At 38.0% G+C, this 14330-nt stretch carries 11 protein-coding genes; all 11 read left to right on the top strand.

All coding sequences use genetic code 11. The features are described from left to right. Positions 1-12: 12 nt before the first annotated feature. The 11 genes from BM121_RS02705 (at position 13) to BM121_RS02655 (ending at position 14260) form a co-directional block, all read left to right on the top strand. Positions 13-648 (top strand): YesL family protein, encoded by a 636-nt coding sequence (locus tag BM121_RS02705; RefSeq protein WP_245780723.1) that lies wholly within the window; start codon positions 13-15, stop codon positions 646-648. Further along, positions 645-2327, top strand: a complete 1683-nt coding sequence (locus BM121_RS02700) for a glycoside hydrolase family 2 protein (protein WP_091480788.1) — start codon at positions 645-647, stop codon at positions 2325-2327. The genes BM121_RS02705 and BM121_RS02700 overlap by 4 nt, the downstream gene beginning before the upstream one ends. A 78-nt stretch (positions 2328-2405) precedes the next feature. After that, positions 2406-2771: a Gfo/Idh/MocA family protein gene (locus BM121_RS02695; protein WP_091480785.1), complete on the top strand. Its 366-nt coding sequence runs from the start codon at positions 2406-2408 to the stop codon at positions 2769-2771. Continuing rightward, positions 2743-3531: a Gfo/Idh/MocA family protein gene (locus tag BM121_RS02690; protein ID WP_091480782.1), complete on the top strand. Its 789-nt coding sequence runs from the start codon at positions 2743-2745 to the stop codon at positions 3529-3531. The genes BM121_RS02695 and BM121_RS02690 overlap by 29 nt, the downstream gene beginning before the upstream one ends. A 677-nt stretch (positions 3532-4208) precedes the next feature. After that, a complete protein-coding gene (locus BM121_RS02685) occupies positions 4209-5567 on the top strand; it encodes an ABC transporter substrate-binding protein (protein ID WP_091480779.1) in 1359 nt (452 codons plus the stop codon). Positions 5568-5755: 188 nt separating this feature from the next. Further along, complete coding sequence (locus BM121_RS02680) at positions 5756-6670, top strand: carbohydrate ABC transporter permease (protein WP_217649296.1); 915 nt, start codon at positions 5756-5758, stop codon at positions 6668-6670. Beyond that, positions 6670-7512: a carbohydrate ABC transporter permease gene (locus tag BM121_RS02675; protein ID WP_091480774.1), complete on the top strand. Its 843-nt coding sequence runs from the start codon at positions 6670-6672 to the stop codon at positions 7510-7512. The genes BM121_RS02680 and BM121_RS02675 overlap by 1 nt, the downstream gene beginning before the upstream one ends. A gap of 28 nt (positions 7513-7540) precedes the next feature. Then, on the top strand, positions 7541-9328 hold the full coding sequence (locus tag BM121_RS02670; RefSeq protein ID WP_091480771.1) for a sensor histidine kinase: 1788 nt from the start codon (positions 7541-7543) through the stop codon (positions 9326-9328). Between the two features lie 3 nt (positions 9329-9331). Beyond that, positions 9332-10948 (top strand): response regulator, encoded by a 1617-nt coding sequence (locus BM121_RS02665; RefSeq protein ID WP_091480769.1) that lies wholly within the window; start codon positions 9332-9334, stop codon positions 10946-10948. A 425-nt stretch (positions 10949-11373) separates the two neighbouring features. Continuing rightward, positions 11374-12267 (top strand): glycoside hydrolase family 43 protein, encoded by an 894-nt coding sequence (locus BM121_RS02660; RefSeq protein WP_091480766.1) that lies wholly within the window; start codon positions 11374-11376, stop codon positions 12265-12267. Then, positions 12260-14260: a glycoside hydrolase family 65 gene (locus tag BM121_RS02655; RefSeq protein ID WP_091480763.1), complete on the top strand. Its 2001-nt coding sequence runs from the start codon at positions 12260-12262 to the stop codon at positions 14258-14260. Before BM121_RS02660 ends, BM121_RS02655 begins: the two co-directional genes overlap by 8 nt. The last annotated feature ends 70 nt before the right edge of the window (positions 14261-14330 follow it).

Genomic DNA, 14330 nt, shown 5'->3' with positions numbered 1-14330 from the left:
ACGGGATTGAATATGACAGGAATGGAGCGGATGTACTATTTTGCTGAGTTTGTTTTAAGAGTGGTCTATTTAAATATGTTAGCTATAACCTTTAGCTTGCTGGGACTGATTTTTTTCGGGTTGTTTCCAGCCATGACAGCTACTTTTTATATTGTGAGAAAATGGTTAACAGGTTACAGTGATATTAAAATAACAAAAAATTTCTATACCGTTTTTAAACAGGAATTTTTTAAAAGTAATGGAGTTGGTTGGCTATTAACATTGATTGGTTTATTGTTATATATTAATTTAACGATTGCGGATGTGATCAATCATTCACTGGTGCAATTAAGCTATTTTCCTATTTTAACAATTTTTGTATTGTTCCTATTTCTATGTTTATTTATCATTCCTATATATATCCATTTTCGGTCTTCTTTCTTTTCTGTTTTAAAGCATGCATTTTTACTTTTATTTATTTCTCCGTTAAATACAGTATTAATGTTGATAACGGTTTCAATGTTTTGTATGATGATGAAGACGATACCAGGATTTATTCCAGTTTGCGGTCTAAGTGGTTTCGTGTTGATTGTCATGCATTTTAGTTTGAAAACGTTTGAAAAAGTTACCCTTATACAAGAAATAGAGCGAAAGGAAGTCACATTATGATACGTTTGTTTCAACACCATTATGTAAGAAAGTATCAGGAATTAGATGGCATATGGGATTTTCAGCCTATGGATGAGAACAGTAAAGTGGAGGACGTAGAGGGTTATGATTATCAATTGCCTGTTCCAGGTTGCTGGGAATCACACCCTTCCTTTGCCAATTATCGTGGCAAAGCAGTCTATCGTAAACAGATCATGATAAAAAATGAAACGCATTTACATCTGGTTTGTAAGGGAATTAGTCATACTGCTGAAATATATTTAGATGGAAGTTATGTTACGACTCACTATAATGCTTATACCCCTTTCTCTCATGTAATAAAAAATGTGAAAGCAGGCGAGCATGAGTTGGTCATCATGGTTGACAATCGTTTCACGGACCAATCATCATTGCATATTCCTAATGATTATTATACCTATGGTGGAATCATACGTCCTGTTGCGATCGAGTGGATTGACAATGTAATGGTAAATCAAGTAAAAAGTGTTCCTGTCAACGAAGGAGAGAGTTGGAAACTGGAGTTAGAGGTTGATATTGAATTATTGGAAAATTCCTCAGACAGTTACTATCTCAAGGGGAAGATTGCTAATCAATCATTTGCTACTGATATAAAGCAAAATGGCAAATCAAAACACTTAAAGGTTACTCATTCAATAGAAGATTTGGATGTGTCTGCATGGTCACCGGATAACCCTCATTTATATGAGTTAGAACTTCAAATTGTAAACAAAACAAATGAAATAGTTATTGACGATTATATAGAGCGGATTGGTTTTCGGGAAATTACAACGGAAAATGGAAAGATCCAAGTAAATGGTGAAAATGTTGTTTTACAAGGATTTAACCGTCATGAGGACCATGCAATTGTCGGTGCTTCTTTTCCGTTCAGTTTGATGGTTAAAGATTTAGAATTAATGAAGGATATTGGGGCAAATGCTGTTCGCACTAGTCATTATCCAAATGATGAGCTTTTTCTCGACATATGTGATGAGATGGGATTGCTTGTCTGGGAGGAAAATCATGCTCGTGGTTTAAGTTTAGAGCGAATGCAGCATCCACTTTTCCGTAAGCAGTGTGAACAGGTGAATCGAGAAATGGTAGAGAACCATTATAATCATCCATCTATTATTATGTGGGGAATTTTAAACGAATGTGCGAGTAATACCGAACAGGGACGTGAGATGTATCAGGAACAGTTGGAACAAATTCGTACTCTCGACCAGAGTCGTCCGCTAACTTTTGCCTCTCATCATCGAGCAGCGGAACTTTGTTTTGATTTGGTAGATATTGTCTCTTTTAATTTATATCCCCAATGGTATACAGATGAAGATCCTAGTGAGTTAGCTGATCAAGCAAGAAAGTGGGCAGATGAATTAGGTGGAAAAGGAAAGCCAATGATTATGAGTGAGTTTGGTGCGGATGGATTATATGGATATCGGTCCCCAACAGCAGTAAAAGGGACAGAAGAAAGACAGGCAATGGTTATTGAGGCGAATTTGGATGCTTATATGAAAAAAGATTACATCTCCGGTATGTTCATCTGGCAATTTGCCGACTGTCGAGTAACTGAAGAAGAATGGTTTATGACAAGAGCAGGAACTCAAAACAACAAAGGGATCGTTAACAGCTACCGTCAACCAAAACAAACCTATCAAAGTATCAAAAATAAATGGACCTAATTAGGGTAAGTGATAGGTTAGTGAGGATCTGTATATTCAGTTATCTAAGCCATTACTGTGAAAAGGAGGTAATAGACGTTGCCAATTAAAGTAGGAATCGTTGGACTCGGCCTACAAGGCTCCAAATATGCATCGCTAATTTATGATGGACAAGTAAAAGGTATGGAATTAACAGCAATTAGTTCACGTAGTTGTGATAAACGGGACTATGTACAAGAGCATTTTACAGAGGTGCTGTTTTATCAGGATTATCGAGATTTATTACAAGATGATGCTATCGATGCTGTTATCATTTGTGTACCGCATTTTCAGCATGTAGAAATGACCACTGAAGCACTATTGCATAACAAACATGTATTAGTTGAAAAACCGCTGAGTGTACATACAAAAGAGCTTGAACCACTAAGGCAATTAGCTGAAGATATACTTCGGACTCATCTTTAATCAACGGTCGAAGCCTGCTTATCAGAAGTTAAAGGATTTATTGGCGGATAATGCTATCGGTAAGATAAGAAATTGGCAATGGACTGCGGCAAAAACATGGCGTCCTCAGGCTTATTACGAACAGAATGATTGGCGTGCTACATGGAATGGGGAAGGTGGCGGTATATTAATCAATCAAGCTTCACACCATATTGATTTAATAGCCTGGTTATTTGGTATGCCCCAAAAAGTGTATGCTCATCTTAAATATGGGTCACAACGAAACATTACTGTAGATGATGATGTTACAGCTGTTCTTAGCTATGCTAACGGTATGTCAGGTGTTTTCACTACTCGAACCCATGACTTTTTTGGGACAGACCGACTGGAGATTCTTGGTGATAAAGGAAAGATCATTATAGAAAACGGTGATTCCATGAATATGAAGGTGTTTGAACAGGAGGAACAACTCTGGAGTAAGGATTTGGATATCTCAGCATTTAAGGCTATTGAGGAGAATGCTCCACGTTACCAGGAAAAGGTTTTTGAGTTTCATGATAGGGGACAAAATCCATATGTCAATATAATGAAAAATTTTAGTGAAAGCATAACAGAAAATGCTCCATTATATGCCACAAGAGAAGACGGCGAACGCAATGTAGAGCTGATTAATGCAATCTATTTATCAGATTGGTTGCAACGAGAAGTGGACATACCTTTTGACCAATCGCTTTATCTTGAAAAACTAAATAAAATAATGGAAAAAGAAAGAGAAGGCTAAGTAAAATGGCCTTCTTTTTCTCTTTGAAGCGATAGGAAAGCATTAAATTTCCACGAGGCAGAAAAAATTGTAAGGATGGAGTGAAATGAAGACATGCGATTATGGCTTTGACGGGATCATTATTCGAACATGAAGAAGGATAATGAATCTTCTATCTTTATGGGATAAAGGTGCTGTTCCGTGGATAAATATTTATCCAAGGAACAGCACTTCGTATCACACACTTTATTTTCACTTGCTTTTATGTTGTGGCAACGTGGTATTCGTCGCTAAGAAATTACGTTCTGTATTTGCCCTCACATTTTTAAGGTTATATTTCCTCTTTGGCATGGTTTTCAACTCCTTTGTATGGCTTGATTATCGCGGTAAGCCCCCACTACAAGACTTAGAAGAATCAAAAAAGTCTAAGTGAGGGATGAGAAAACCCCCACTAATCGACTGATGGAAGTTTCACTTTATAATATGTGCACATGAGAAATGTTTATGAATTTAAATAAAAAATGGGACGTTTTCCCTGTTCCGCTTACCTACCGAGCTCACATGGATTCATGTCCAAACTTATCCAATTTAAGCAATAACCTAAGAAATTTTATGTAAGCCCTTACTTTTCTTTATTCATTTGTGAAGGCTTACAATGTAAAATAAACGTATCTTAATGAAGAAAGGGGTTATTAGTGATGAAAAAGTGGTACTTATTTTTAGTTTTAGCATTTTTGACTGCTTTGGTTGTAGCCTGCAGTTCAGATTCTGCTAGTGAAGATGAAGAAGATACAGGATCTGAGGACACAACAGAGACAGAAAGTAATGATACAGAAAATGATGAAGAAGCTTCAGATAAAGAAGAAGTAACTTTACGAGTAGCATGGTGGGGTGGTCAGGAACGACATGACCGCACATTACAAGTAATTGAAATGTATGAGGAGGAAAACCCTCATGTAACGATTGAGGCAGAATATTCCGGTTTTGATGGTTATTTTGACAAATTAAATACACAATTGGCAGCAGGAAATGCTCCGGATGTTATTCAATTTGGCGGTAACTTAAATGACTTTGTTGCTCGCGACGTAATTTTACCATTAGACGATTATGTTGGAAATGAAATAGATACAAGTCTACATGGTGAAAGTATGTTAGAGTCTGCAACATTTAATGACCAATTATTTGGAATAACACTTGGCACAACGGCGTGGGGGTTATTATTAAATGAAACAGCCTTTGAAGAAGCTGGGATTTCGATGCCAAGTAAAGAGTGGACATGGGAAGATTTTAAAGAATTAACACCACAATTAACAGAGAATCTAGATGGAACATATGGTACAGGTGACTTTGGGGAAGATGGCTTCGGTGTATTCTTGTCACAAACAGACAAATTCACTTATTTAGATGGTGAAATTGGGTTTGAAGCAGAGGATGTCAAAGAATGGTTCAACTTATGGAAGGAGCTTCGTGAAAGCGGCGGAGCAGCAATTCCAGAAGTACAAGTATCTGCAACTCAAACACCGGAACAATCTTTAATTGTACAACGTGATGTTGCGATTGAGTCTGTTGCAAGTAATCAGTTAGGTGCATATACAGGTGCGACAGAGGATGAGTTTGAATTATATCCTTATCCTTCTAATACGGAGACTGGTAAAAATGGCGTTTCGCTAAGACCTAGTCAGTATTTCGCAGCGTATAAGGATACAGAGCATCCAGAAGAGGCAGCAAAATTTATGGATTACTTCGTGAATAACATCGAAGCAACTGAAGTATTAGGTAATGATCGAGGTGCACCTGTTAACTCAGATGTACGTAAAAACTTAATTGATCAGGCAACAGAATTAGATGAAGCTGTTTACTCTTACATTGATTTAGTAAGTGAAACATCAGATGCACCATATGTTCCAAACTTACCAGGTTACAACGAAAACACGCAATTATTCACTGAAACAGAACAAATCATTTACTATGAACAACAATCAGTAGACGAAGCTTCAGAAGAGTATTATGAGGAACTACTTTCCAATATTGAGAAATATGAAGTGGAAGAGGAATAATCAATAGTTGGATAACAAAGTGACTCCGTGTGAGTCACTTTGTTCCATCCATCTACATTTTGAAGTCTTGGTCTATATTTAATTTCAGGAAATCAACTGTTATTGGTTTGCTGAGATGAAGACTTCAATATCAGCGAAATTAGGAGGGGTGACAATTGAAAGGTTCAGAGGCTTTAGAAACAACAACTATAAAGAAAAAATCGAAAATAAACAAGGAAAGACGTAAGCAATATATAGCCGCCTATGTATTTCTATTACCATGGTTAATTGGTTTTCTAGGATTAATATTAGGACCGATGATCAGTTCGTTATATTTATCCTTTACACGTTTTGACTTATTAAGTACGCCAGAGTGGATAGGTCTTGCGAACTTTCAAGAGATGTTCCAAGATGATCGATGGATTGCTTCCGCAAAAGTTACCTTAACATTTGTGTTTGTTGCAGTACCAACACAATTGGTTGCAGCTTTATTAGTAGCAGTATTATTAAACAAAAAAATGATGGGAGTAGGTTTTTACCGTACAACATATTATCTGCCTTCGTTACTAGGTGGAAGTGTTGCGATTGCGATTCTATGGAAAAATTTATTCGAGATTGACGGGTTAATCAACCAAGTCTTAGCCTTTTTTAACATTCAGGGGCAAGGTTGGATTTCACATCCTGATTATGCATTAGGCACGATCATTATTTTAGCAACGTGGCAATTTGGTGCTTCGATGGTTATTTTCTTAGCAGGATTAAAACAAATACCGAAAGAATTGTATGAAGCGGCAGCAGTAGATGGAGGAACTAAACCTCAGGTATTCTTTCGAATCACATTGCCCTTATTATCACCAGTAATTTTCTTTAACTTAGTTATTGAATTAATTAAATCGATTCAAGTGTTTACCTCAGCCTTTATTATTAGTGAAGGTACAGGTGGACCGATTAACTCGACGTTATTCTATACCCTCTATCTATATCAAAAAGGTTTTACTCAATTTGAAATGGGTTATGCTTCTGCAATGGCATGGATATTAGTGTTTGTATTAGGTGTAATGACACTGCTTATATTCTTCTCATCAAAATATTGGGTGCACTATGAAGACGGGGGGAAATTGTAATGAATCAAAGTACCAATACAAGCAAAATTTTAACACACGTGTTCATTATCGTATTTGGGTTATTTATGTTATATCCGGTGGTATGGATGGTTACAAGTTCCTTTAAACCGGAAACACTTATCTTCTCATCTCCGAGTATTTTTTCTAAAGAGTGGACATTGGATAACTATACGAATGGTTGGAATGTAGTAAGAAATGTTAATTTTGGTCAGTTTTTTAAAAATTCTTTCATGATCAGTATCATTGCGGTACTTGCCAATCTTATCACTTGTTCCATGGCAGCATATGCCTTTGCTAGATTGAAATTTCCATTGAAAAAGCTGTGGTTTGCATGTATGCTAATGACTATTATGTTACCGGCACATGCGACACTCATTCCACAGTATACCATTTTCCATAACTTAGATTGGATTAATACTATTTTGCCATTAACCGTTCCAAAATTATTAGCTACGGATGCCTTTTTTATCTTTCTCATGGTACAATTCTTTAGAGGGATTCCACGAGAGTTAGATGAAAGTGCGATTATGGATGGTTGTGGAATTTTCCAGATTTATACGAGAATCATTATGCCATTGGCAGTACCTGTGTTAATTACAACAGCTATCTTTACGTTTATCTGGACATGGGATGATTTTTTTAGTCAAATTCTCTATTTAAATACTGTTGATACTTTTACGGTTCCATTAGGTTTACGTTTATTCCTTGACTCTCAAGGGGAGTCCTCATGGGGATCTGTTTTTGCAATGTCCGTGCTTTCCCTAATCCCGATTACAACTGTATTTTTCATTTTCCAACGATATATTGTGGAAGGTATAGCTACTACCGGTATTAAAGGGTAGTCATATTTTGCTAAGAAAGAGGGGATGCATGATTCGAAAATTAAAAACGATGATGGTTGTATGTTTCGTTTTCGTGAATGCTCTCTTTCTTGCAGGAGTCAGTTATTCTTCTTATCAATATTTTTTTAACTTTACTTCTGAAGAGATTAGTGAAGCAAAACTGACGCTATTAAATGAAAGCGCTAATAAATTATCAGGTGTGATCCAAAACATTCGTGAGGCAGGTACGTTTATTGCAATTGATCGTACGGTAGTTGATATTTTCAATAATACTGATATCAGTCCCTATGAAGCATTAGTTGAGCGCAATGAATTGAAAAATTTGGTTAATAATGTTGCCTCTCTAAAACAAGAGGTTTATTCCGTTGAAATATATACGGATCGTTATCAGGATCATGCCTATCTCTACGACTTTAACGTTCAACCTGAGTCCAACTTGACAGAGAAGGCTTGGTTTGAACCTTTTATTAAAAATGTCGATAATGGCTGGGTACCCAAACATACGGATGAACTGTTGGATCGGGAAATGATCAGTTATGTTCATCGGATTTTAAACCAGCGAAGTGAAACAGTTGGTTATATTAAAGTCAATGTACTGGCTGAAAACTTTCTGGAATATTTAGTTGATATGGATTTGTATGACGAAATTAATGAACCGTTTATTTTATTAAATACCGGTGGAAGAATTATTGCAGAAACACATTCCCGGGAAGAGTTTCCGATTTTACATGATATTACTGTGCCAGTTGAAGAAGAAATTTATGAACGGTTAATCCCGGAATATGACGAATTAACCGATCATCATCAATTAATAAAAAAAGATAATGAATATTATTTATTATTAATATCTCAGCCGAATTATGAACAGTGGCGTCTTGTTCAAGTCATTCCAGTAGATGATTTGTATGCTGAAACGAAAGAGCTAGGTATTAATGTGCTAGTGATTGGGCTAATTGCGATCCTTTTATCGATCCCGATTGTTTACGGTCTTGGCAAATGGATCACCAAACCAATCAGTCATATGGTAAAAGCGATGCGTAAAGTGGAAAAAGGACAGTTCGATGTGCAAGTAAAACGCCATTACGTCGAAGAGTACGATATATTAGGCAAGAATTTTAATCAAATGACAAATGAATTGTCAGAGTTACTTGAAAAGCTGGAAAAGGAAAACACCAATCGCCGTGAAGCAGAAATGCGTGCATTACAAAGTCAAATTATGCCTCATTTCCTTTATAACACGCTCGATATGATTAAGTGGAAATCACTTGATCATGACGCAGAAGATGTTGGAGATATGGTAAATAAACTAAGTAAAATGTTACGAATAGGCCTAAGCGGCGGCTTGAAGTTTATTCGCTTGCGTGATGAATTAGATCATGCCAAATGCTATATCGATATTCAAAAACAACGTCAGCCAGAAACAATCGATTATAAAGTTCGTGTGCCTGCATCGATGAAAGATTATTATGTTCCCAAAATTATTTTGCAGCCGTTTATTGAAAATAGTATCAAACACGGCTATCACAATGTAGAGTCACAAAAGATGGAGATTACCGTTCATGGCGAGATGTGTGGAAAGAATGACTGTATCAAATTAACAGTCAAGGATAATGGAACCGGATTACCGGATAATTGGAGCTTTTCTGATGCGAAAGGTATCGGTATTCAGAACGTAAGAGAGCGAATTTCCATGTATTGTGGAGAGCAGTTTGATGTAACTATCTATAATCATGAAAAAGGTGGCGTAATGGTCGAAATTCGGGTACCAATTTTTGAAGAGCAACCATTTACAGAGTTGGAAGGTTCGGGGGAATAGACAATGAAGTCAATGATCATTATAGATGATGAATTATCCGTACGAAAAGGTTTAACCAAGCATGTCAATTGGGAGAAATTACAGATACATGTACTAGGTACTGCAAGTGACGGGCAGCAAGCTTTTCAAATGATAGAAGAAGAAACACCGGATATTATGATTACCGATATTTATATGCCTGAAATGGATGGCTTGTCATTGATAAAAAAAGTAAGAGAAAGCTATCCGGCTATTCGGATTATTATTCATAGCGGTTATAATCATTTTGACAATGCGCGAAAGGCGATTCAATATGGTGTTAAGCACTTCTTTCTAAAGCCATCACCTGTTACCGAAATTGAGACGGTTATTCAGGAAGTGTTACAGGAGATGGAGTCAGAGGATAAACAACAGGCGATTCTTGAAACATACAAGGAACAACGTCCGGCCTATTTAGCTTATCGCAAGGATACCTTTATCCGTAACCTCCTGTTTAACCGTTACAAGTCAAAGGATTTATCAGTTGAAAGTAAAGACCTTTTAGGGGTGGAAGTTGATGCTTCACAAATTGTGACATCGATTATGATTAACCGTCCTCCCTATCTAACGAAAGTACATGAGCGTGATTGGCAGTTAATGAAGTTTAGTGTAGGCAATATACTATTGGAAACAATACGCCAATATTCCAAACAAAATGGGGTGGTTACACATCTTCTTGATTATTCTGATTCTACCTATGTAATGGTCGCCTTTTTGCCGGATAATGATATTTATTTGGAGCAATTAAATGATCAGCTCGTAAATAAGATGCTCAAGAATGTCCTCTATTATTTAAAGGTATCAGTTATGATTGGGGTCAGTAATGTCAGAAAAAGCTTGCACCAATTAACAGATGCTTATTCGGAAAGTATGCAAGCATTGGAAGTAGCTGAGTATGAAGAATGGAATAAAGTATATCATTATCAAGAAACGAAGATAAAAGGCTCAAGTGATACCTATGTGTATCCTTTTGAAACGATCAAGGAAATCCATACCAAAATTACGGAAAAGGATTACGAGGAGTTATTAGCAATATGGGAGCAATTTGTAAACGGTTTATCGGAAGAAGAATATTCTCCTTTTTATATGATTCAGACGATTTCAATCAATATTTTAAGTGCGTTAATGATGGAAGATCAGTCGATGGATCAAGTCGCACCGCATCCTGAAGAGAAATCTTCCTTGCTTATAGAAGTCTATAATCATCATACAACAAAAGATTTACTGGAATGGATGACAGAACAATTAAGAAAATGGGTGGAGCATTCCAGGGAAGTACTTGCAAGCAAAAAGACGAGTAAATTAGTAGAGCGCGTAAAGGAGCATGTGCACCATTATTATGATGAAGAAATCACGTTGGCTGAAATTGCCGATACGCTTTATGTGAATCGTAATTACTTGTCTCAATTGTTTAAAAAAGTAACCGGAGAGACGTTTGTGAATTTTTTAAATCAGTATCGGATAACGAAGGCGAAGGAATTATTGCGCGAAAAAAGGTACATGGTCTATGAAGTGAGTGAAATGGTAGGCTATCAGAATTCCACATATTTTAGCCAAGTGTTCAAAGCCATCACCGGCGTCAGTCCATCTGAATATTTTTAACATGAATTTGCTTTCTTCCATTCTGAATATTGATGAGTGTTCTCACACGCTGCGGCAGAATACTTCGCTTTCCATGGGCACGGCTTCAGCTTCCTCGGAAAGCAAATATCGCTTTCCTGCGGGATCTTCAGCTCGTGCTGTTCCCATAGGAGTCTTCGTATTCTGCCTCCGCTAAGCGTAGTGTTCTGATTATGGGAAGAAGAAAACTTATGGGATTTATATTCTATGGATTTCTTCTCACTTGAATAGAAAAGTAAACTAAGCTACGGAAAGCGGAGTATTCTGCCGGAGCGAAGAATAGCACCCATCTCAAATTAGAAGGAAAGGAAGACTAAAATAAAATAAATATTCACAAATTCGCAGTATGTATCTATTTCGAATTTGAATTCATAAGACTTAATCTTAAAAGTAAGGGAGAGGATTTAATGAAGGTTAATCAGGAAGTGCAAATTAGGGATCCGTTTGTTTTTGTGGATCGTGAAGAAGGGAAGTATTACTTATTTGGCAGTACCGATAAAAATATTTGGGGAAGAGGAACTGGCTTTGATGTCTGGGTAGGCGAGGATTTGGAACATTGGGAAGGACCATATCCAGTATTTCGACCAAATGTCGAGTTCTTCTCGGAGGAGAATTTCTGGGCACCGGAAGTACATGAATATCAGGGTTCTTATTATATGTTTGCGACCTTTTTGCTAAAGGATAGCGGCAAAAGAGGGACTGCAATCTTAAAATCTGATTCGTTAACAGGTCCATTTCATCCCCACAGTGACGGTGTTGTCACACCAAATGACTGGTTCTCGCTGGATGGTACGTTACACATTGATGAAGAAGGAAAGCCTTGGATGGTGTTCTGCCATGAATGGGTACAGGTAGGTGACGGGGAAATTTGTGCCGTTCGTTTAAGAGATGATTTAAAAGAAGCAGTTGGAGAACCGGTGCCCCTTTTTGCAGCATCAGAAGCTCCTTGGCCAACATCTTTTCATCATAAAACACGCAATACTCAAGAAAATTATGTGACAGATGGCCCCTACATATACCGTGCGGAAAATGGTGAACTATTGATGCTATGGGCCAGTTTTGTCGATAATGTCTATGCACAAGGGATTTCCCGCTCGACAACAGGCAAGGTGACAGGACCATGGGTGCATGAGGAAAAGCCGTTATTTGCGAGTGATGGTGGTCATGGGATGTTGTTTCATGATTTAGCAGGACAATTACATCTAACATTACATTCACCAAATAAAACGCCGAATGAACGACCGATTTTTATTAGTATGGAAGAGAATGCTGGTGTAATCAGGAGGGGTGAAAATGGATAGGAAAAAGATTGTCGATAGGCATTCCCCAATAGTTACGGGGATAGAACCACGGGCACCTTTATCGGTGGGGAATGGTGAATTTGGCATGTCAGTTGATTATACCGGGTTGCAAACATTGCCTGAAAAATATGTGACACCATTAAGTACGCAATCCAATTGGGGTTGGCATGCCACAGGCGGAAGCGATAGATTCAGCTTAAACGATGTCGAGATGCAACATTACCAAGGAGCACCATATCCGCTTTTTCCGGAAGATAAAGAGGAAGCTTATCACTGGCTGAGACAAAATCCACATCGGTTACAACTCGGTCAGATTGGTTTTCTTTTTTATGATGAAACTGGCGAATTACTTTCATTGGAGGCGGTTGAACCTGTAAAGCAGCAGTTACATTTATGGTCGGGTGTGATTGAAAGTGAATTTACCGTTGATGGCAAGAAGGTTACGGTCAAGACTGCTTGTGCACCAGATGATGATCTGATCGGAGTAACCGTATCTTCTTCTTTGCTGGAGTCTGGACGGTTAGTAGTGCAATTAGCTTTTCCAAGCCCGAATGTGTCTGATCAAAAATGGGAAAATACGTTAGCATTGAATTGGGAAGAAAATGGCCATCATACGGAAGTTGCTGAACAGTCTGATCAATCTGTCAAGTTGAAACGTGTAATGGATGATACGTCTTATATGGTAGGTTGGAGTTGGAATAACGGCGAAATTAAACAGGTTGCAGATCATCAACTGGTGTTAACAGCTAATGAGAAAACATTGGTATTTACATTGTCCTTTTCTGAAGAGAAGATAGTGGAGAAGCCGGTGAACGAGATTTTTGCTGAAGCAAGTGAGCATTGGGAATCATTCTGGTCTAATGGAGGCTTTATGTCTTTTGAAGGAAGTAAGGATTCTCGTGCTGATGAATTGGAACGTCGGGTGATCTTGTCACAATATCTCTTAGCTGTAAACAGTGGAGGCTCGGTTCCTCCACAGGAAACTGGCTATATGTATAACAGCTGGTTCGGGAAGTTTCATTTAGAAATGCACTGGTGGCATGCGGCTCATTTTCCATTATGGGGAAGAAGTTCTATCTTGGAAACAAGCATGGACTGGTATCTTGATATTTTGCCAAAAGCTTATCAATTGGCAGAATTCCAAGGTTATCAAGGTGCGCGCTGGCCGAAAATGGTTGGCATTGAAGGAGAGCAGACACCATCACCGATTGCCCCAGGATTAATTTGGCAGCAACCACATCCGATTTTCTTAGCAGAGCTGTGCTATCAGGCGGAAAAAGATAAGAGCATGTTGAAGAAATTAAGTGATGTTGTTTTTGCGTCGGCTGATTTTATGACATCTTTTGCAAGCTATAACAAATCAGAAGGTGTCTATCAACTTGGACCTGGTTTGATACCTGCACAAGAGAATCACCGGATGGAAGACAGTATTAATCCGCCATACGAATTAGAATATTGGCATTTCGGTTTAGGAATTGCGATTGAATGGTGTGAACGCTTAGGTAAAGACGTACCGGAAAAATGGATCGATGTCAGAGAAAATATGGCAAAACCACGAGTGAAAGATGGCGTATATTTAGCTCATCGGGACTGCGAGAACACCTTTACCGAAAAAAATCACGATCATCCATCCATGGTAGCGGCATTTGGTGTATTGCCCGGGGAATTAATCGATCAGGAAGTAATGCTACATACATTGCATCAAGTCAAAGAAGAATGGCAATGGGAAACGGCCTGGGGATGGGATTTTCCTATGTGTGCGATGACAGCTGCAAGATTGGGTGAACTGGAATTAGCTGTTGACTTTTTATTAATGGATCAAGTGAAAAATACTTACTCTAATAACGGCCATAATTATCAACATGATGCATTAACCGTCTACCTGCCTGGAAACGGAGCACTGCTGATTGCAATAGCCATGATGGCAACCAAAACAGGATTTCCTGAAGGCTGGGCGATTCAGCATGAAGGATTAAATGACATATACAGGTAATTAAGGCGTTGTGGATCAGAGGGGACAGCGGAGATATCCCATCATTTAAACGAATCATTAGAATAAAAGG

Origin of the sequence: Gracilibacillus orientalis, from assembly GCF_900114645.1 — a bacterium.
Lineage (GTDB): Bacteria > Bacillota > Bacilli > Bacillales > Amphibacillaceae > Gracilibacillus > Gracilibacillus orientalis.
The sequence above is the reverse complement of the archived record's forward strand: the minus strand, read 5'-3'. Positions and strand labels throughout refer to the sequence as shown.

Coding starts and splice junctions, on each gene's coding strand:
- BM121_RS02655 (WP_091480763.1), top strand. CDS start 12,260: ATGGATAGGAAAAAGATTGTCGATAGGCATTCCCCAATAGTTACGGGG.
- BM121_RS02675 (WP_091480774.1), top strand. CDS start 6,670: ATGAATCAAAGTACCAATACAAGCAAAATTTTAACACACGTGTTCATT.
- BM121_RS02660 (WP_091480766.1), top strand. CDS start 11,374: ATGAAGGTTAATCAGGAAGTGCAAATTAGGGATCCGTTTGTTTTTGTG.
- BM121_RS02685 (WP_091480779.1), top strand. CDS start 4,209: ATGAAAAAGTGGTACTTATTTTTAGTTTTAGCATTTTTGACTGCTTTG.
- BM121_RS02700 (WP_091480788.1), top strand. CDS start 645: ATGATACGTTTGTTTCAACACCATTATGTAAGAAAGTATCAGGAATTA.
- BM121_RS02665 (WP_091480769.1), top strand. CDS start 9,332: ATGAAGTCAATGATCATTATAGATGATGAATTATCCGTACGAAAAGGT.
- BM121_RS02705 (WP_245780723.1), top strand. CDS start 13: ATGACAGGAATGGAGCGGATGTACTATTTTGCTGAGTTTGTTTTAAGA.
- BM121_RS02670 (WP_091480771.1), top strand. CDS start 7,541: ATGATTCGAAAATTAAAAACGATGATGGTTGTATGTTTCGTTTTCGTG.